Source organism: Rhodococcus sp. WB1 (genome assembly GCF_001700945.1).
Lineage (GTDB): Bacteria > Actinomycetota > Actinomycetes > Mycobacteriales > Mycobacteriaceae > Rhodococcus > Rhodococcus aetherivorans.
In genome coordinates, this window is sequence record NZ_CP015529.1 from 1,678,891 (window position 1) to 1,697,363 (window position 18,473).

Annotated in this window: 19 protein-coding genes; 13 read left to right on the forward strand and 6 right to left on the reverse strand. The window is 73.5% G+C overall.

Features of this window, described 5'->3' with window-relative positions; all coding sequences use genetic code 11:
- Positions 1-41 precede the first annotated feature (41 nt).
- Genes A4U64_RS07430 through A4U64_RS07440 form a run of 3 tightly spaced genes read left to right on the forward strand, consistent with a single transcriptional unit; the run spans position 42 to position 3,671 of the window.
- Positions 42-806, forward strand: coding sequence for an ABC transporter ATP-binding protein (locus A4U64_RS07430; protein WP_006939554.1), 765 nt, complete (start codon positions 42-44; stop codon positions 804-806).
- Complete coding sequence (locus tag A4U64_RS07435) at positions 806-3,274, forward strand: FtsX-like permease family protein (protein WP_065922396.1); 2,469 nt, start codon at positions 806-808, stop codon at positions 3,272-3,274. The genes A4U64_RS07430 and A4U64_RS07435 overlap by 1 nt, the downstream gene beginning before the upstream one ends.
- A gap of 10 nt (positions 3,275-3,284) precedes the next feature.
- Entirely contained in the window at positions 3,285-3,671 is a 387-nt protein-coding gene (locus A4U64_RS07440) for a hypothetical protein (RefSeq protein ID WP_373867499.1), read from the forward strand.
- A 12-nt stretch (positions 3,672-3,683) separates the two neighbouring features.
- Here the strand turns inward: A4U64_RS07440 and A4U64_RS07445 are convergent, their stop codons facing one another.
- Both A4U64_RS07445 and A4U64_RS07450 read right to left on the reverse strand, forming a co-directional pair.
- The gene (locus A4U64_RS07445; protein ID WP_043801451.1) at positions 3,684-4,391 is read right to left on the reverse strand and encodes a TIGR03089 family protein; all 708 of its coding nucleotides are present in this window, start codon (positions 4,389-4,391) and stop codon (positions 3,684-3,686) included.
- Between the two features lie 14 nt (positions 4,392-4,405).
- Positions 4,406-5,941: an LCP family protein gene (locus A4U64_RS07450; RefSeq protein WP_084648608.1), complete on the reverse strand. Its 1,536-nt coding sequence runs from the start codon at positions 5,939-5,941 to the stop codon at positions 4,406-4,408.
- Positions 5,942-6,119: 178 nt separating this feature from the next.
- On the opposite strand from A4U64_RS07450, the gene rfbD reads away from it, so the two are divergent.
- The 4 genes from rfbD to A4U64_RS07470 are packed head-to-tail and all read left to right on the forward strand — an operon-like array spanning position 6,120 to position 9,777.
- Positions 6,120-6,980: a dTDP-4-dehydrorhamnose reductase gene (rfbD, locus tag A4U64_RS07455; RefSeq protein ID WP_065923432.1), complete on the forward strand. Its 861-nt coding sequence runs from the start codon at positions 6,120-6,122 to the stop codon at positions 6,978-6,980.
- A 36-nt stretch (positions 6,981-7,016) separates the two neighbouring features.
- Positions 7,017-7,922 (forward strand): glycosyltransferase family 2 protein, encoded by a 906-nt coding sequence (locus A4U64_RS07460; protein ID WP_006942633.1) that lies wholly within the window; start codon positions 7,017-7,019, stop codon positions 7,920-7,922.
- A complete protein-coding gene (locus tag A4U64_RS07465; RefSeq protein WP_006942634.1) occupies positions 7,919-9,004 on the forward strand; it encodes a sugar phosphate nucleotidyltransferase in 1,086 nt (361 codons plus the stop codon). The genes A4U64_RS07460 and A4U64_RS07465 overlap by 4 nt, the downstream gene beginning before the upstream one ends.
- Before the next feature lie 17 nt (positions 9,005-9,021).
- Complete coding sequence (locus A4U64_RS07470) at positions 9,022-9,777, forward strand: SGNH/GDSL hydrolase family protein (protein WP_065922398.1); 756 nt, start codon at positions 9,022-9,024, stop codon at positions 9,775-9,777.
- Here A4U64_RS07470 and A4U64_RS07475 read toward each other — a convergent pair.
- Genes A4U64_RS07475 through cofD form a run of 3 tightly spaced genes read right to left on the reverse strand, consistent with a single transcriptional unit; the run spans position 9,774 to position 12,755 of the window.
- Entirely contained in the window at positions 9,774-10,385 is a 612-nt protein-coding gene (locus A4U64_RS07475; protein WP_065922399.1) for an NUDIX hydrolase, read from the reverse strand. The genes A4U64_RS07470 and A4U64_RS07475 overlap by 4 nt on opposite strands.
- A gap of 1 nt (position 10,386) precedes the next feature.
- Positions 10,387-11,763: a coenzyme F420-0:L-glutamate ligase gene (locus A4U64_RS07480; RefSeq protein ID WP_037201795.1), complete on the reverse strand. Its 1,377-nt coding sequence runs from the start codon at positions 11,761-11,763 to the stop codon at positions 10,387-10,389.
- A gap of 2 nt (positions 11,764-11,765) precedes the next feature.
- Positions 11,766-12,755 carry a 2-phospho-L-lactate transferase gene (gene cofD, locus A4U64_RS07485; protein WP_029544620.1) on the reverse strand — a complete coding sequence of 330 codons (990 nt, stop codon included), beginning with the start codon at positions 12,753-12,755 and terminating at the stop codon, positions 11,766-11,768.
- A 403-nt stretch (positions 12,756-13,158) separates the two neighbouring features.
- Between cofD and A4U64_RS07490 the strand changes: the two genes are divergently transcribed.
- Complete coding sequence (locus A4U64_RS07490) at positions 13,159-13,422, forward strand: WhiB family transcriptional regulator (protein WP_170914112.1); 264 nt, start codon at positions 13,159-13,161, stop codon at positions 13,420-13,422.
- Between the two features lie 5 nt (positions 13,423-13,427).
- Here A4U64_RS07490 and A4U64_RS07495 read toward each other — a convergent pair whose 3' ends face one another.
- The gene (locus A4U64_RS07495; RefSeq protein WP_084648610.1) at positions 13,428-13,922 is read right to left on the reverse strand and encodes a metallopeptidase family protein; all 495 of its coding nucleotides are present in this window, start codon (positions 13,920-13,922) and stop codon (positions 13,428-13,430) included.
- Between the two features lie 88 nt (positions 13,923-14,010).
- Between A4U64_RS07495 and A4U64_RS07500 the strand changes: the two genes are divergently transcribed.
- The 5 genes from A4U64_RS07500 to A4U64_RS29040 all read left to right on the forward strand — a co-directional run bounded on the left by A4U64_RS07500 (position 14,011) and on the right by A4U64_RS29040 (position 18,440).
- Complete coding sequence (locus A4U64_RS07500; protein ID WP_170914101.1) at positions 14,011-14,406, forward strand: DUF3499 domain-containing protein; 396 nt, start codon at positions 14,011-14,013, stop codon at positions 14,404-14,406.
- Positions 14,407-14,478: 72 nt separating this feature from the next.
- Entirely contained in the window at positions 14,479-15,846 is a 1,368-nt protein-coding gene (locus A4U64_RS07505; RefSeq protein WP_065922401.1) for a phosphomannomutase/phosphoglucomutase, read from the forward strand.
- Positions 15,847-15,928: 82 nt separating this feature from the next.
- The gene (locus tag A4U64_RS07510) at positions 15,929-17,014 is read left to right on the forward strand and encodes a hypothetical protein (protein ID WP_043802402.1); all 1,086 of its coding nucleotides are present in this window, start codon (positions 15,929-15,931) and stop codon (positions 17,012-17,014) included.
- Positions 17,014-18,285: a mannose-6-phosphate isomerase, class I gene (manA, locus tag A4U64_RS07515; protein ID WP_065922402.1), complete on the forward strand. Its 1,272-nt coding sequence runs from the start codon at positions 17,014-17,016 to the stop codon at positions 18,283-18,285. The genes A4U64_RS07510 and manA overlap by 1 nt, the downstream gene beginning before the upstream one ends.
- 32 nt (positions 18,286-18,317) lie before the next feature.
- Complete coding sequence (locus A4U64_RS29040; RefSeq protein ID WP_257785079.1) at positions 18,318-18,440, forward strand: hypothetical protein; 123 nt, start codon at positions 18,318-18,320, stop codon at positions 18,438-18,440.
- Positions 18,441-18,473: the final 33 nt, after the last annotated feature.

Here is an 18,473-nt window from a genome sequence, read left to right on the forward strand (position 1 = left end):
CTCCGATGTGCCGGTGCGGCGCGGTTCCTAGCGTCGTCGGCATGGACGACAACGATGTGGGAACCGCCGCCGTGCGTGCGGAAGAGCTGGTGAAGGTGTACGGCCGGGGCGACGCCGAGGTGCGTGCGCTCGACGGGGTGAGCGTGGCCTTCGAGAAGGGAGCCTTCACGGCGATCATGGGGCCGTCGGGATCCGGGAAGTCCACCCTCATGCACTGTCTCGCCGGGTTGGACACCGCGACCTCGGGGCGGATCTTCCTGGGGGACGACGAGATCAGCGGGGCAGGGGACCGGCGGCTGACCGAACTACGGCGCGACCGCATCGGATTCGTCTTCCAGGCGTTCAACCTGCTGCCCGTGCTCACGGCCGAGGAGAACATGCTGCTGCCGATGCGGCTGGCCGGGCGGCGACCGAGCGACGAATGGCGCGACCACGTCGTCACCCGCCTCGGCCTCGACGGGCGGCTGCGGCACCTGCCGCACGAACTGTCCGGCGGCCAGCAGCAGCGGGTCGCCGTCGCGCGGGCCCTGCTGCCCCAGCCCGATGTGGTCTTCGCCGACGAACCGACCGGGAACCTCGACTCCCGCTCCGGGGCGGAGGTGCTCGGCCTGCTGCGGGCGAGCGTGCGCGAGACCGGTCAGACCGTCGTCATGGTCACCCACGACCCGGTGGCCGCGTCCTACGCCGACCGCGTCGTGCTGCTCGCGGACGGCCGGCCCGCCGGCGAGATCGCCGCGCCCACGCCCGACACCGTCCTCGACACGATGCGCCGCCTCGGCACCGCCGCGCTCCAGGAGGTGCGCTGATGCGACGGCTGGCGCTCGCCCAGGCCCGGGCACACGCCGGCCGGTACCTCTCCTCGGTCCTCGCCGTCCTCGTCGCGGTCGCCTACGTCGTGACGACTCTCGTCCTCGGAGACACGGTGCGCGCCGGGGTGACCGATTCGCTCGCGGCCCAGTACCGCGGCACCGACGCCGTCGTCACCGCGCCCGAGTCGCCGCCGGCGCCCGTCGAGCGGCCGCAGGAGCTCGCGGCCCGGGTGGCCGCGGTGCCCGGCGTGAGCGCCGTCGCGGTGGACCTGACCGCGCCGGTGCGCTACACCGGTCCCGAGGGTGTGCCCTCGTACGCCGACGTCACCTCCGTCGGGGGCGACGAGGCCCTGCGCTGGCAGCGGCTGGCCGACGGCCGATGGCCCGCCGCCGATTCCGAGATCGCGGTCGGTTCGACCACCGGTGTGCCGCTCGGCACGGTCCTGACCGTGACGGATGCCGAGGGCGGCGAGCCCGCGACCGTGACGGTGGTCGGGCAGGTCGATCTGGCCGGAACCCCGCAGGCCGCGGACGCGGCGGTGTTCGGGACCGGAGCGCAGGTCGACCGATGGGCCGGCGGCGCACCGGGGTGGGAACTGCGCCTGGCGGGGGACGGCACCGTCACCGCCGCCGACCTCGTCGACCGGGTGTCCGAGGCGCTGCCCGGATGGACCGTCCGGACCGGCGCCGAACGGTCCGCCGCAGTGGCCGCGCGCTACTTCGGCGACGCCGACCTGCTGCGCAACGTGCTGCTCGCGTTCGGGGCGATCGCCGTCGTGGTGTCCGCGCTCGTGATCGCCAACACCTTCGCGGTCGTGCTCGCCGCCCGCACCCGGGAACTGGCCCTCATGCGCTGCGTCGGGGTCACCGCCGCACAGGTACGGCGCAGTGTCCTGCTCGAGGCGCTGCTCGTCGGCGCCGTGGCCTCGGTTGCGGGCGTCCTCGCCGGAATCGGGCTCGCCGCGGCGGTGGTCGCGGCGGCCCGGGCGTGGGACGCACCGCTGCCCATCGGGTCGCTCGCGGTCGGGCCCCTCACCGTCGTCGTCGGCCTGCTCGTCGGCATCGTCGTGACGGTCCTGGCCGCCACCGGCCCCGGACGGGCCGCCACCCGCGTCGCGCCGCTGGCCGCGCTCCATCCGATGGAGAGCACGCCGGAGCCGGCACGGTCGTCCTGGTTGCGCCGCATCGTCGCGACGGTCGGCCTCGTCGCCGGGGCCGTGCTGCTGACCGCGGGCGTCCTGGGAGTCAACGTCCTCGTCGCGTGTGCGGGCGGGCTGCTCGCATTCGTCGGATTCCTCGCCGCGACCCGGCGCATCGTCCCGGCGGTCGTGCAGGGTGCGGGGCGTGCCCTGGCGCGGATCGGCGGGCCCGTGGGCGAGCTCGCCGCCGGCAACGCGGGCCGCAATCCGCGCCGCACCGCCGCCACGGCAACCGCGCTGATCCTCGGCGTCACCCTCACCGCGACGATCGTCGTGGGCGTGGCCACGGTGAAGGCGAGCGCGCCCGCGGCCATCGACGGCCAGTTCCCCGTCGACGTGACCGTCACGGCCGCCGGCGACGAGGGCCTTCCGGCGGGCCTCGGCGAACGCCTGCACACGATCGACGGGGTCGCGGAGACCGCGGACCTGCAGGCGGTCACCCTCGCCGTCGGCGGAGTGGACCTGCGCGTGCTCGGCGTGGATCGGGTCGACGTCGGCCGCACCCTGCGCACCGACATCACGCTGCCGGGACCGGGGGAGATCGCCCTGTCGCCCGACGAGCGTGCCGGACGCGGCGTGTCCGCGGGTTCCCGGCTCGACGTCGCCGGAGAGCGGGGGCGTCGGACCCTCACCGTGGTCGACGGCACCGAGGGCGCCCCGGCCCTCGTCGACGACGCCGACCTGCCCGCGCTGACCGGGGCGACGCGCACCGAGGCGGTGTGGCTGCGGCTGGCCGACATCGACGACGACGCGGCGATCGCCGCCGCGCAGCGCGCCGTCACGAGCGCCGCGGCCGAGGCCGCCCCGGGCAGCGAGGTCGGCGGCGCCGTCGCGATGCGCCGCACCATCGAGCAGGTGCTCGACACGATGCTGCTCGTGGTGGGCGGCCTCCTGTCGGTCGCCGTGCTCATCGCCCTGATCGGCGTCGGCAACACCATGGCCCTGTCGGTGCTCGAGCGGCGCCGGGAAACGGGACTGCTGCGGGCCGTCGGGCTCGGCCGCGGCGGCATCCGGTCGCTGCTCGTGCAGGAGGCGCTGCTCGTGGCAGGGGTGGCCTCGGGCCTCGGCGTCGCGCTCGGACTGATCCTCGGTGTCGCCGGGACCGCGTCGGTGTTCGGCGTGGACAAGCTCGTCCTGCCGTCGGTGCCGTGGCTGCAGCTGCTGGGGATCGTCGTCGCCGGCGGCGTGGCCGGTGTGGTCGCGGCGCTGCTTCCGGCGCGGCGCGCGGCGGCGGTGTCGCCGGTGGAGGCACTGTCGGCCGGATAGGCTCGGGCCCGTGAGCCCCCGCGACGCGCGTGCCGACCTGCAACGGTCGCGCGCGTCGCGGGGCGACGCGCAGGCCCGGGCGGTGACGGCCCTGGCCCTGCTGTGGGCCCGGGTGTGGGGCGGCCGCGTCGGCTTCGACGACGAGTTCGGACTCTACGTGTGCACCGGGATGCGCGGCGGCTACGCCCGCTCGGGCACGACGATCGGCGGGGTGTTCCTCACCGGCCGGCCACCGTCGCGCCGGATCCTGCGGCACGAGGCGGTCCACGCCGATCAGTGGGCGCGGTACGGGGCCGGATTCGCCGTCCGCTACGTGTGGGAGGAGCTACGCCACCCGGGTGCCCGCAACCGATTCGAGATCGAGGCCGGCCTCGCCGACGGCGGCTACGTCGCCTGAGCCTGCCGCGCGTCAGCCGTTCAGCCGGGCGGTGACCTTCTCGCTCTCGACCCGTCGGTCGGTGGCGGCGGGATCCGGGTTGCTCACCTGCACCAGCGACGCGCCGACGGCGAGGACGGCGAGCAGGCCGTCGATCAGCGCCTGCGGGGTGCCCCAGTCGCGGCTCGACAGCACCCGGTCCGCGCCGGTGATGCCGGCGGCCGCGGCCGCGTCCCGGGCCGCCGCGATCACTTCGCCGGCCGTCCGTCCGTCGAGCACCGGTCCGCCGTCCCCGGCGGAGCGGAACTGGTCACCGTGCACCCGCACGTGCGTCGCGTAGTCGGTGACCCCCACCGGCAGGTCCGGCACGGGCCGGCCGAACGCGTCGAGCGAGAGGACGGCGACCTCGGCGACGTCCGCGACATCGTCGAGACGGTCCGCGCTGACCAGCGCGAGGTCCGCGTCGTCGGGTTCGAGCACCACCTCGGCGCCGGCCCACCATGCGCCGAGCAGGACCGCGGCACTCTGCCAGTGAGCCGGGAGCAGGACGGCCACCCGGCCGCCGGGCAGCAGACCGAACTCGTCGCGCACCATGTTCGCCGTCTTGGCGGCCCAGTTCGCCAGGGTGACCGCGGACAGCTCGATCCGGGCGCCGGACGCGTCGTCGTACCACGTGATGCGGGGGCCGGCCGGGTCGGCGGCCAGGATCGGATCGAGCAGGGTGTCGGTCAGGGTGGTCACAGCTTCCTCGTTCCTCAGTTCACGCAGCGGGGGCCGGCGGAGCCGGCGTCGATCGGCGGGGCGGCCGGGACGGACGTCGGGGTGGCCCCGGCGCTCACGAGATCCGATCCGGAGGCCACGGAGGTGACGTTCGCATCCGTGCCCGGCCCCGCGTAGTCCGCGGTGAGCACCACCCGCACCGTGTCGGCGTCGAGCGACGGGTCGGCGGCGGTGGCCAGGCCGCCGAGCGCCTCCGCGACGGCACGCGCCTGGTCGGACTCGGGGTCGGCGGCGAAGACCGTCGACTCGTCCACCGCGCGGCCGGTGTGGTTCCCGACGCCGCCCTCGACGAAGCCGTCGTCGACCAGCACGGCCGCGACGCGGGAGGCCAGGCCGCCGACACCACCGGCGTTGGCGACGTCCACCGTGATCGTGCCGGCATCGACCTCCGGTGCCGCGCTCGTCGTCGGCTGCGACCCGTCGTCGCCGGAGCCGGGATCGACGAGGTCGGCGACGAAGCGGCGCACCTCCTCCGGATCCACCTGCACCACGGATTCGCCGTAGTCGGTCATCGCGTTGAGGTCCTGGACGGGGATCGTGGAGAACTGCACGGCGCCGCCGGCGAGGTCCTGCATCCGGGTCGCCAGGTCGAGGATGTCCCAGTCGGAGTCCAGGACCACCGACCTCTGCACGGCCGCGCTGAGCTGGTTCAGCTTGGACGGGTTGCTCAGCGTCTTCGCGCTGAGCACCTTCTGTACGAGTGAGGCCATGAACACCTGCTGGCGCACGATTCGGTCCAGGTCGCCGCGCGGCAGGTCGTGGCGCTGCCGGACGAAGCTCAGGGCGTCCGCGCCGTCGAGGGTCTGCTCGCCGGCGGGGAAGTTCGCCCCGGACAGCGGCTCGTCGACGGGGTTGTTCAGGCACACGTCGACGCCGCCGACGGCATCGGTGAGCAGCACGAACCCGAGCAGGCCGACCTCGGCGTAGTGGTCGACGGTGACGCCGGTCAGGTCGGCGACCGACTCGATCAGTGCCTCCCGGCCCGCCTGCGTGGCCGCCTTCTCGGCGGCCGCATCGGACTCGCCGGCCTCGACGAGCCGCAGCCGCTCGGTCTCCTTGGTGGCGCCGAACGCGGCGTTGATCTTCGACATCCCGATGTCGGGCACCTCGACGTAGGTGTCGCGTGGGATGGAGATGGCGGTGGCCGAGGTGCCGTCGAGCGGCACCCGGACCAGGATGATCGTGTCGGTGTTGTTGGCCACTTCCTCGCCGGCCCGCAGCGCGTCGAGTTCGCGCTGGGACAGCGGATTGCCGTGCGCGTCGGTGCGGCTGTCGGTGCCCACCAGGAGGATGTCGAGGGCGCCGTCCCGGCCGTCGCCCAGGGTGAGCCCGCCCACCGTGGCGAGCGACGAGCGCAGCGAATCGATGCCGCGCCATGCGACGCCGGTGACGACCAGGGTGAGCGCCGCGGCGACGCTGACGGCGATCCGCAGCGGGCGGCCGCGGAAGACCCCCGATCCTCCCCCCGCGTCGCGCGCCGGCACTCGGCGTGTGGGCGGCTCTGGCGGCACCTGGCGGTCCTCTCGTCGGGCGTCGGCGGTCGCACCCAGGCTACTGCCGAGACCGCGGCCCTTGTGGCACCCGCCGCGGCGTGCCCGGCTCGTACCGGGTGACAGCCGCGACGGCTACCGGGTGACAGCCGCGACGGCTACCGGGTGACAGCCGCCCCGGCGTGCCAGACTCGTGCCCGTGCAGACCGTTCTCGTCACCGGGGCCCGCGGACAGCTGGGCCGTCACCTGCTCACCCGCGGCGCCGCGGCCGGCCTCCCGATCCGGGGCGTCGGCGCGGAGGAGGCGGACATCACCGATCCGGATGCCGTCGCCGCGCTCGTCGAACCGGGCGCCGTCGTGCTCAACTGCGCCGCCTACACCGCCGTCGACGCGGCCGAGACCCATGTGGAGGACGCCACCGCGGTCAACGAGTGGGGACCGGCCCATCTGGCCGCCGCGTGCGCCGCCGCCGGAGCGCACCTGATCCACGTGTCCACCGACTACGTGTTCGCCGGCGACGGGGACCGCCCGTACCGGGTCGGCGATCCGACCGGGCCCCGGACCGTCTACGGCCGGACCAAGCTCGCGGGGGAGCGCGCGGTGCTCGACCGGTTGCCGACCGCCCACGTGGTGCGCACGGCGTGGCTCTACACCGGCGAGGGCAACGACTTCGTCGCGACGATGCTGCGGCTCGAACGCGAACGCGACACCGTGCGCGTCGTCGACGATCAGGTCGGCTGCCCCACCTACGCCGCCGATCTCGCCGACGGCCTCCTCGAACTCGCCACCCGCGCCGGTGCGGTGCCCGGCGGGGTCCTGCACGCGACGAACTCCGGGCAGGCCAGCTGGTTCGACCTCGCCCGTGCGGTGTTCGCCGAGGCGGGCGCCGACCCGGGCCGCGTGCAGCCCTGCGGCAGCGACGAGTTCGTGCGGCCCGCGCCCCGCCCGGCGTACTCCGTCCTCGACGGCAGCGCGTGGGCGGCGGCCGGGCTGACGCCGCTCCGGCCGTGGCGGCCTGCGCTGCACGCCGCGATCGGCGCCCTGCGGGCCAGGGCGTGATTCGGCGGGACCGCGCCCGGCGGCTAAGGTGACGGCGTGAGTTCGAAGCTGACCGTGGTGACGGTGACCTACTCGCCCGGTGAGCATCTGGAGCACTTCCTGACCTCGCTGACCGGCGCGACGAACCTGCCCACCCAGGTGATCCTGGCGGACAACGGGTCCACCGACGGCGCCCCCGAAGACGCCGCGGCCCGGCACCCGAACGTGCGGCTGCTGCACACCGGCGGCAACATCGGCTACGGCGGGGCCGTCAACCGGGCCGTCGCGGAGGTCGATCCGGCGGAGGAGTTCGTCGTCGTCGCCAATCCCGATGTGCGCTGGGGACCCGGGTCGCTGGACCGGCTGCTCGAGGCGGCGCGTCGCTGGCCGCGCGCGGCGTCCCTCGGCCCGCTGATCTACGAACCCGACGGCACCGTCTATCCGTCGGCGCGCTCGGTGCCCGGGCTGGTCTCCGGCGCCGGGCACGCGCTGCTCGGCACGGTGTGGCCGAAGAACCCGTGGACGCAGCGGTACCGGCAGGAGAACGAGACCGTGTCCGAACGCCCGGTGGGCTGGCTGTCCGGGTCGTGCCTGCTGGTGCGGCGGGCGGCGTTCGACGCGGTCGACGGCTTCGACTCGCGCTACTTCATGTACATGGAGGACGTCGATCTCGGCGACCGGTTCGGCCGGGCGGGCTGGCTCAACGTGTACGTGCCCTCGGCAGAGGTCACCCACGCGAAGGGGCACGCCGCAGGACGGCATCCCGAACTCATGCTGCCGGCCCACCACGACAGCGCGTACCGGTTCCAGGCGGACCGGCACCCGCATCCGTGGCAGGCGCCGCTGCGGTGGGCGCTGCGGGCCGGGCTCGCCGCCCGGTCGAGGATGTCGGTGGCCGCGGCGGCGCGCGAACGGGCGCGGGCGGCCGAGGCGGGCAACACCACGGAACAGGGGACACGATGACGAACGATGCTGCGCCGCACACCGATGCGGTGATCCTGGTGGGCGGGCAGGGGACCCGGCTGCGGCCGCTGACCCTGTCCGCGCCGAAGCCGATGCTGCCCACCGCCGGCGTGCCGTTCCTGACGCACCTGCTCACGCGCATCCGTGCGGCCGGCATCAAGCACGTGGTGCTCGGAACATCCTTCAAGGCGGAGGTGTTCGAGGACTACTTCGGTGACGGCTCGGAACTGGGTCTCGAGATCGAGTACGTCACCGAGGCGGAGCCGCTGGGCACCGGCGGCGGCATCCGCAACGTGCTGCCCAGGCTGCGCGCCGACAACGTCATGGTCTTCAACGGTGACGTCCTCGGCGGCACGGATCTCGGTGCGGTGCTCGACACGCACCTGCGCACCGACGCCGACGTGACGCTGCACCTGGTGCGCGTGGGCGACCCCCGCGCGTTCGGGTGCGTGCCCACCGACGAGGAGGGCCGGGTCACCGCGTTCCTGGAGAAGACGCAGGATCCGCCGACGGACCAGATCAACGCCGGCTGTTACGTCTTCAAGCGCGAGATCATCGAGTCGATCCCCGAGGGTCGTCCGGTCTCCGTGGAACGTGAGGTCTTTCCGTCCCTGCTGGCGGAGGGCAAGCGCGTGTACGGGCACGTCGACGCCGCCTACTGGCGGGACATGGGCACGCCGGAGGACTTCGTGCGCGGCTCGGCAGACCTGGTGCGCGGCATCGCACCGTCGCCCGCGCTCGGTGGGCAGCGCGGCGAATCCCTCGTCCATCCCGGTGCCTCCGTCGCGCCCGGTGCCCTGCTGATCGGCGGCACCGTCGTCGGCCGCGGCGCCGAGATCGGCGCCGGCGCACGCCTGGACGGCGCGGTGATCTTCGACGGCGCGAGGGTGGAGGCCGGTGCGGTGATCGAGCGGTCCATCATCGGATTCGGGGTCCGGGTCGGTCCCCGCGCCCTGATCCGCGACGGGGTGATCGGCGACGGCGCCGACATCGGGGCGCGCTGCGAGCTGCTGCGCGGCGCCCGGGTCTGGCCCGGTGTGCAGATCCCCGACGGGGGGATCCGTTTCAGCACCGACGTGTGAGCACGGGGGGTCCACGAATGAAGTTCGAACGGTATGTGGCGCTGGGTGATTCGTTCACCGAAGGCGTCGGGGACCCGGATCCGGCCCGGCCCAACGGGTTGCGTGGCTGGGCGGACCTCGTCGCCGAGGAGCTCGCCCGCGACAACCCCGGGTTCGGGTATGCGAACCTCGCCGTGCGCGGACGGCTGCTGCGCCCGATCCTCGACGAGCAGCTCGACGCGGCGATCGCGATGCGACCCGACCTGGTGACGATCTACGCCGGTGGCAACAACCTCATGCGCCCGAAGCTTGACCTCGACGCGTTGGCGGCCGAGTACGACGACGCGATCGGCAAGCTTGCCGCCACGGGTGCGCGAGTGCTCGTGTGGACGGCCTACGACGGCAGCTGGGCGCCGGTGTTCGGGGTGCTGCGCGGCCGCTGGGCCGTCTACAACGAGCTGGTCCGGGCGATCGCCGACCGCCACGGTGCGGCGATCGTCGACTTCTGGCGGTTCGACGAGTACCGCGACCTGCGGATGTGGGATTTCGACCGGATCCACATGTCGCCGGCCGGGCACCGGAACATGGCGATCCGCGTGCTCGATCTCCTCGGTGTGTCGCACACGCTCACCCCGGCCGAATTCGATGCCGCGCCGGTGGTCTCGGCGGCGAAGCGGGCCGAGGACCGCCGGTGGGCACGCGAATTCCTGATTCCCTGGGTCGGGCGGCGCCTGCGCGGCACCTCCTCGGGCGACGGCATCGAACCGAAACGCCCCACGCTGCAGCCGGTCTAACGGCCCGCCCCGGTGCGCACGGCGGGGCCCGCCCCGGTGCGTACGGCGGGGCCCGCCCCGGTGCGTGCGGCGGCGAGGCCGAGCAGGTGCCCGAGGGTGTCGTGCTCGGCCTCCGGCGGCAGCGCGTCGACCGGCCACCAGCGCAGGTCGGTCGATTCCGCGCTGCGGACGGGCACGGCCCCGGGCGGCGCGACGACGAGGAACCGCAGGTCCAGGTGCCGGGTCGGGCGGCCCAGCGAGCAGGTGATCGGATGGGTGTGCGCCGAGAGCAGTTCCGGATCGATGACCAGGTTCTCGATGCCGGACTCCTCGGTCGCCTCCCGCAGCGCTGCCCCGACGACCGTCTCGTCGGATTCCTCGCAGTGCCCGCCGAGCTGGATCCACCGCCCCACCCGGGGATGCAGGGTGAGCAGCACGTGCCGGCGGTCGGCGTCGAGCACGAGCGACGACGCCGTGACGTGCCCGGGCACGTGCCTGCGGAGGCACCCCTCGGGCGCGGCGTCGAGGAACGCGAGCATGGTGTGCCGCAGCGACTCCGCGTCCACCGAGTCGGTCCGCCAGTTCTGCAGCCGGTCGACGGCCGAGGCGTGCAGCGTGGACGCGGTCACCTCAAAGCTCCAGCAGCAGGTCGCCGGCCGCGGGGGCGACGCGCGGCGTCGCCGGCTCGAGGGGGTGCCCGACCGCGATCGCGCCGAGCGGCGACCAGTCCCCGGGCAGGCCGAGTTCACGCCGCACGACGTCCGGGGCGAAGATCGTCGACCCGATCCAGCAGCTGCCGAGCCCGCGCACGGCGAGCGAGACCAGCAACCCCTGCACGGCAGCGCCGGCGGCGACGGTGAACATCGTGGCCTCGGCAGCGGTGCGGCGGGCGTCGGGGTAGCTGTGTGCGCCGTCGGGAACCCAGAACGGGATCACCATTTCGGGGGCGCCGTAGAGGATGGCGCCGCGGCCGACCCGGCGGTCGATCGCCGCCGGGTCGAGCCCGTCGCCGGCGAGGTCGGCGGCCCAGCGTTCGCGCATGCGGTCGAGCAGCCGCCGGCGGACCTGCTCGGTGCGGACCCAGACGAACCGCACCGGGTGGGTGTGGTGCGGCGCCGGAGCGGTGAGCGCCTCGGCGACCGCGTCCCGCAGATCCTCGGGATCGACCGGTTCCGAGGAGAATTCGCGCACCGACCGGCGCAACAGCAGCGCCTCACGGCGGCCCTGCTCGAGTGCCTCGGCGGTGCCGAGCCAGAACAGGTCGTCCTCCCCGCCGCGGATCAGTTCCTGTGCGGTGGAACCGTTGTCGGGCAGGTCGAGACCGCGGACCACCGCGACCGGTACCCCGCCCAGCTTGCCCTTGACGAGGTCGCCCGCGGCGGCGATCTCGTCGGCGACGGCGACGGAGGTGACGAACAGCTCGTTGCCCTGCGCGTCCCGGGATCCGGCATATTCGTGCAGGACCGGGATCCCGGCCGCACCGATCGCGGCGTCGGTCTGGCCGACGCGCCAGGCCCGGCCCATCGTGTCGGTGACGACCACCGCGACCGTCACGCCGAGCAGGGTCCCCAGGCGCTCCCGCAGCGCCGCGGCGCTCGCGTCCGGGTCCTCGGGCAGCAGGGCGAGCTCGGACGCGGCGACGTTGGAGCCGTCGATCCCGGAGGCTGCCTGCACGATCCCGAGCCGGTTCTCGGTGATGAGGGTGCGGCCCTTGCGGGCGAGCACGCGTACGGCCTCCTGGTCGACGAGGCGGCGCCGGAGCGTGTCGCGGGCCTCGGGATCGGTGGGGGCGTCGACGATGCGGCCCTCGACCTTGGAGAAGACCTTGCTGGTGACGACGAGGACGTCCCCGTCGGCGAGCCAGGGTGCGGCGGTGGCCACTGCGGCGGCGAGGTCGTCGCCGGGCCGGAACTCGGGCAGGCCCGGCACCGGGAGGATCTCGATCGGCCGTCCGGGGGAGTGGTCGCGCACTCCGGCGGCGGTCCCGGTGGCCGTGTCGGTGGGCATGGTCACGGGGTCACTCCTGCCAGTTCTAATGCGGCGCGAGCCATCTCGGCTGTCGCGTCCGGATCGGTCATGAGCAGCGGCACGCTGCGCACCTCGACGCCGGGCACATCGGCGGTGTCGGTGGAGTGGATCAGCCACCCGTCGAGCAGGCCCGCGCCGCTGCGGGCGCCGTAGTGCCGCCCGACGCCCTGGGCGGTCGACTCGACGCCGATCACGTCGAGGCAGGCATCGGCCATGCCGCGCAACGGCTTTCCGTCGATCACCGGCGAGAGGCCGACGATCTTCGCGGACGTGGTGCGCAGCGCGCCGCGCAGGCCGGGGATCGCGAGGAGCGCGCCGATGCTCACCACCGGGTTCGACGGGGCGAGGATCACCACGTCCGCCGATTCGATCGCCGCGAGCACTCCGGGAGCGGGGGCGGCCTTCTCGGCGCCGATGTGCGCGAAGCTGTGCGTGGGGACCTGCGCGCGGTGCCGGACCCACCATTCCTCGAAGTGCACGGCGCGCTGCTCGCCGTCGGCCGGATCGGTGATGACCACGTGGGTCTCGCTGCGGTCGTCGGAGACCGGGAGCAGGGTGACGCCGGGCTTCCACCGGTCGCACAGGGCCTCGGTCACGGCCGAGAGCGGGTATCCGGCGCTCAGCAACTGGGTGCGCAGCAGGTGGGTCGCGATGTCGCGGTCGCCGAGACCGAACCAGTCGGGTGTGGCGCCGTAGGCCGCCAGCTCCTCCTTCGCGTGCCAGGTCTCGTCGGCCCGGCCCCATCCGCGTTCGGTGTCGATCCCGCCGCCGAGGGTGTACATGCACGTGTCCAGGTCGGGGCAGATCCGCAGCCCGTGCATCCAGACGTCGTCGCCGATGTTGACGATCGCGGTGACCCGGTGTGCGGCGTCGGGGTCGAGGTCGCGGCCGGGTTCGATGCCGAGGAGCCGGCGCACGCCGGTGAGAAAACGCGCACCTCCGACGCCGCCGACCAATACAGTCACGTTCACAGGGCAAGCCTAGGCGGTGCGCCGGGTGGGCTGCCGGGGTGCCTGCGCGCCCGGGCGGCGGGTGCGCACCGGCACGGTGGAGAACCCCGGATGGTAAGGCAGCGGCGCCGCTCGGCTTGACCGCGACACGCCCCACGTGTCTAATCACATAAGTGTCATTTCCAGTGAACCGGGGCCGAGATCGGTTGTGGTGAACTGCATTCGAACGCATGTTCGACCGGGGGTGGCGCGGAGTGGGCCGGTTTCGACGAGAGTTGCAGCGCTGCAGGTGAGGAGGCGAACGATGGCCGACGAGCGCGAATGGTTCGAGAGCTCTCGGATCGACACTGCAGGCATCGACACTGCAGGCGAGGACGTTCGGGACGACATCGACGGCATCGGGGGGGACGCGCCCGCGCGACCCGTGCTCAGCCTGATCGATGGTTTCGGCGACCCGTCCGACGGTGGCGACGAACAGTGGCAGGAACGCGCGCTGTGCGCGCAGACGGATCCCGAGGCGTTCTTCCCCGAGAAGGGCGGATCGACCCGGGAGGCGAAGCGGATCTGCTTGGGCTGCGAGGTCCGGGACGAGTGTCTCGAATACGCGCTGGCCAACGACGAGCGCTTCGGCATCTGGGGCGGTCTGTCGGAGCGGGAGCGCCGGCGCCTCAAGCGCGGCATCGTCTGAGGACGTCAGTCCTCGCCGAAGCCGCCGAGCTCGGGGTCGATGACCTCGGGTTCCACGCCGAGGTAGGTGGCGACCTGGTGCACGAGCACGTCGTGGACCAGATCGGTGAGATCCTCGGGATCCTTCGCCCGCAGTTCGAGCGGGCGGCGGAAGAGCACGATCCGGGCCCGCGTCGCGGCGCCGCGGCGGTCGATCCCCGCGGGCACGAGTCGCGACAGCGGCACCGGACCGTCCGCGACCACCTCCGACGGCCAGTTCACCGAGTCGGGGTCGAGGGCGCGGATCTTGGGCACCTCGTCGACGGCGATATCGAGCTTGGTCAGCCGGTCGTGCCACTGCGCGTCGATCGGGGCGAACGCCCCCAGCACGAGCAGGTCGAACTTCTCCGCCCGTGAGCGCCACGCCGGCAACTCGTGCGGGAACAACGGCCCGCGCACGCCGCGGCCGCGTCGCGCGACCGAGCGGGACGTCACGGGGCGGGAACGGCGCGATCGGTGCATGCTCTGGACAGTACGACACGAAAATCCGTACCGGGTTCTCCGGTGTGTCCGGATAGTCCCCGGGCGGACGGCGCGCTACTCTCCGACTGTGAGATCACTGCGTCGATGCTGCCGGCCTGGGTGCAAGAACCCTGCTGTTGCGACGCTGACCTACGTGTACTCGGACTCCACCGCGGTCGTCGGTCCGCTGGCGACAGTCGCCGAGCCGCACTCGTGGGATCTGTGCGAATCGCACGGCTCGCGGATCACCGCGCCGAAGGGGTGGGAGCTGGTCCGGTACGAGGGTGCCTTCACCACCGGCACTCCGGACGAGGACGACCTGACCGCCCTGGCCGAGGCGGTGCGTGAGGCCGGTCTCGGCGAGCGTGCCCGAACCGACTCCGACGACACCGATTCCGGTGTCCCCACGGCGCTGGCCGCGCCGCCCACGGCCCGCACCGGCCGCCGTGGCCACCTGCGCGTGTTGCCCGATCCCACGTCCTGATCGTCGCCCACTAGGCTGACCGTGCCCCGCCGCGGAGGCGGCGGTGCCAGTCGACGATCAGGAGCAGCAACAGTGGCGAGATCTGCCGAGTCCGTGTCCGCCGTGGTCAAGGCATACGACGTGCGTGGCGTGGTGGGAGAACAGCTCGATGCGGGGTTCGTCCGTGATGTCGGAGCCTCCTTCGCTCGCCTGATGCGCGACGGCGGCGCCACCCGCATCGTGATCGGCCACGACATGCGCGAATCGTCCCCGCAGCTGTCGCAGGCCTTCGCCGCCGGCGTCACCGCCCAGGGACTCGACGTCGTGCACATCGGACTCGCCTCCACCGACCAGCTGTACTTCGCCTCCGGCATCCTCGAGGCCCCCGGCGCCATGTTCACCGCGAGCCACAACCCGGCGCGCTACAACGGCATCAAGCTGTGCCGGGCCGGGGCGAAGCCGGTCGGGCAGGAGACCGGCCTCGCCACCATCGCCGCCGAACTCGTCGCCGGCGTCCCGGACTTCGACGGCGCCCCCGGCACCGTCTCCGAACGGGACGTGCTCGCCGACTACGCCGCGTTCGTCCGCTCGCGGGTGGAACTGTCGGCGATGCGCCCGCTGAAGGTCGCCGTCGACGCCGGCAACGGCATGGGCGGGCACACGGTGCCGGCGGTGTTCGGCGCGCTCCCGATCGACCTCGTGCCGCTGTACTTCGAACTCGACGGCACCTTCCCCAACCACGAGGCCAACCCGCTCGATCCCGCCAACCTGGTGGACCTGCAGAAGCTCGTGCGCGAATCCGGTGCCGACCTCGGACTCGCCTTCGACGGCGACGCCGACCGCTGCTTCGTCGTCGACGAGCGCGGCGAGCCGGTCACTCCGTCGGCGGTCACCGCGCTGGTGGCCGCGCGGGAACTCGCCAAGGAACCCGGGTCGACGATCATCCACAACCTCATCACCTCGCGCGCCGTGCCGGAACTGGTCGCCGAACTCGGCGGCAAGCCCGTCCGCACCCGCGTCGGGCACTCGTTCATCAAGCAGCAGATGGCCGAGACCGGGGCCGTGTTCGGGGGGGAGCACTCCGCGCACTACTACTTCCGCGACTTCTGGGGCGCGGACTCGGGCATGCTCGCCGCGCTGCACGTGCTCGCCGCGCTCGCCGGGCAGGACCGGCCGCTGTCCGAGCTGATGGCCGGCTACGACCGGTACGCGGCGTCCGGGGAGATCAACTCCACCGTCGCCGACGCCGCGGAGCGCACCGCCGCCGTGCTCGAGGCATTCGGCGATCGTGCCGAATCGGTCGACCGGCTCGACGGCGTCACCGTCGACCTCGCCGACGGCGCCTGGTTCAACCTGCGCGCCTCCAACACCGAGCCGCTGCTGCGGCTCAACGTCGAGGCCCGCACCGCCGAACAGGTCGACGCGCTGGTGAGGGAAATCCTGGCAATCGTGCGCGCGTGACGGAAGTATCCGTAGCGGGGATAATCGAGTTCCCGGGGCCCGGCGCCGGGACGGTTCGAGTCGGAAGGATGGTGGCGCAGCCATGACGGCTCCCTCTTCGTTCCTCGACTTGGACGACACGGACGCCCTGATCGACGCGGACGTCGACGGGATCCTGCGGTTCGCCGCGCTCGGTGGGGCCCAGATCCGGGCCACCGCCGCGGCCGTCGACGAGCAGATCCTCGACCGCCTGCACGGCCTGCACCCCCGCAGCGTGGTGCTCGTGTGCGGCGACGCGCGCGCCGCGCGCGCGGGCGAGCTGGTCGTCGCGATGCTTGCGGCCCGCTCGGCCGTGCCGCTGGTCACGGCCCCCGTCACGCCGCCGTGGGTCGGCCCGCTCGACGTCGTCGTCGTCGCGGGCGACGACGCGGGCGACCCGCAGCTCGCCGAGTCGGTCGCCGCGGCCCTGCGGCGCGGGGCCGAGGTGGTCGTCGATGCCCCGGACGAGGGGCCGATCCGGGCGGCGACCGCCGGCCGTGCGACGCTGCTGCCCCCGCGGATCCGGGTGCCGGTGGCGTACTCACTCCTGCGGCACCTCGCCGTGTTCCTCGCGGTGGTGGTCGCGATGGAGGCCACCCGCACGGCGGGCGCGGTTCCCCCGCTGGCCGACCTCGCCGATTCGGCGGACGCGGAGGCCGGTCGCGACCAGCCGGGCAGCGAGGTGTTCCACAACCCGGCGAAGGCGCTCGCGGCCCGCATCCAGTCGCGTCGGGTGGCGCTGGCCGGCGACTCCGCGGTGACGGCCGCGCTGGCCCGGCACGCCGGGGAGTCCCTGTTGCAGGTGGCCGGGGTGATCGCGTCGGCGTCGGCGTTGTCGGACGTCCTCGCCGCCCGGGACCGGCTCATCGCGAGGCCGTCGGCGAGCGGGGAACCCTACGATCCGTTCTTCCACGACGAACAGCTCGACGGGCCGGTGCCCGCACCCCCGGCGCGGGTGTTCGTGCTGAGCGTGGAGGAGGATCGGCGGCAGGCGGAGCGGCGCGCGGCAGCGCTGCCGGACATGGAGTTGGTATCGGTGGTGGGGGAGTTCGAGGCGAAGGCGGTGCCGCCGGTGCCGGAGCAGGTGGCGGTGCTGGCCGTGCGATTCGAGATGGCCGCGGCCTATCTGCGGTTGGTCGGTGGTTGCTAGTGCTCCGACTCGAAGGTGCGCTGCGTTCGTATGCCTGGGGTTCGCGCACCGCGATCGCGGCGCTGTGCGGCCGTACCGTGCCGTCCGCACATCCGGAGGCGGAACTGTGGCTCGGTGCGCATCCCGCGGACCCGGCGCGCGTGGTGAGCGCCAACGGCGACGGCCCGGGCGCGAGCGCATCGCTGCTCGACGTGCTCGAGGCCGATCCGGGCGGGCATCTGGGGCCGGCGACACTGAGCCGGTTCGGACCCCGGCTGCCGTTCCTGCTCAAGTTGCTCGCCGCCGAGGAGCCACTGTCGTTGCAGGCCCATCCGAGCGCCGAACAGGCCGCCGAGGGCTTCGCCCGGGAGGAGGCCGCGGGCCTGCCCCTCGAGTCGCCGGTGCGGAACTACCGCGATGCGAGCCACAAGCCCGAACTCGTCGTCGCGCTCACCCGTTTCGAGGCGCTCGCCGGTTTCCGGGATCCGCATCGCACCGTCGAGCTGCTCGGCGCCCTCGAGGTTCCCGAGCTCGACCCGTACATCGGGTTGCTCGCCGGGCAGCCCGACTCGGACGGCCTGCGGGCGCTGTTCACCATCTGGATCACCCTGCCGCAGTCGGTGCTGTCGGCGTTGCTGCCGCGGGTGCTCGACGGCTGCGTGACGTACCTGGCGACGCGCAACGGCAACGGCACGGCCTCGTTCGCCGAGGAGGTGCGGACCGTGCTGCAGCTGGCCGAGTCCTACCCGGGCGACGCGGGGGTCCTCGCTGCGGTACTGCTCAACCGGATCACCCTCGAGCCGGGACAGGGCCTGTTCCTCGCCGCCGGGAACCTGCACGCGTACCTGCACGGCATGGCCGTGGAGATCATGGCCAATTCGGACAACGTGCTGCGCGGCGGCCTCACGCCGAAACACGTCGACGTGCCGGAGCTGCTGCGGGTGCTCGATTTCCGTCCCGTGGACGTGCCGATCCTCGAACCGGAGCCGTCCGGTCCGGGCGAGGTGCGCTACCGGACTCCCGCCCCGGAGTTCGCGCTGTCACGCGTCGACGTCGCCGCCGGCTCCGGTGCCGCACCGGACGCCGTCACCCTGCCGCCGTGCGGCCCGCAGATCCTGTTGTGCACCGCCGGGGTGGCCGGGGTGGAATGCGGCGGGCGGAGCCTGCAACTGTCGGCCGGCCAGGCGGTGTGGCTGTCGGCCTCCGACCCGGCCGTCACGGTGCGGGCGGCCGGCGAGCCGGCGCAACTGTTCCGCGCGCGGTTGGCGGACACCGGCGTTCCCGTCGACTAGCGGAAACACGCTCGTTTCCGATCGATGAGGGGGTGCTGTTCTCCCTCGGCTCGTTGTCCGCGATCGGCGACGCCGAGGCCCGGGTCGGGGCCGCCGTCCCCGCCGTTCGGCTGATCCACCTCGAGCCCGCCCTGTTCCGGACCCCCGTGGCTTAGGCTTGGGAAGGCGCCACTCCGGGTACTTCCGCT

Excerpts from the sequence above, each read along its gene's own strand:
- A4U64_RS07430 (WP_006939554.1), top strand. The coding sequence starts at position 42 with ATGGACGACAACGATGTGGGAACCGCCGCCGTGCGTGCGGAAGAGCTG.
- A4U64_RS07435 (WP_065922396.1), top strand. The coding sequence starts at position 806 with ATGCGACGGCTGGCGCTCGCCCAGGCCCGGGCACACGCCGGCCGGTAC.
- A4U64_RS07465 (WP_006942634.1), top strand. The coding sequence starts at position 7,919 with ATGACGAACGATGCTGCGCCGCACACCGATGCGGTGATCCTGGTGGGC.
- A4U64_RS07470 (WP_065922398.1), top strand. The coding sequence starts at position 9,022 with ATGAAGTTCGAACGGTATGTGGCGCTGGGTGATTCGTTCACCGAAGGC.
- A4U64_RS07480 (WP_037201795.1), bottom strand. The coding sequence starts at position 11,763 with ATGCCCACCGACACGGCCACCGGGACCGCCGCCGGAGTGCGCGACCAC.
- A4U64_RS07495 (WP_084648610.1), bottom strand. The coding sequence starts at position 13,922 with ATGCACCGATCGCGCCGTTCCCGCCCCGTGACGTCCCGCTCGGTCGCG.
- A4U64_RS07510 (WP_043802402.1), top strand. The coding sequence starts at position 15,929 with ATGACGGCTCCCTCTTCGTTCCTCGACTTGGACGACACGGACGCCCTG.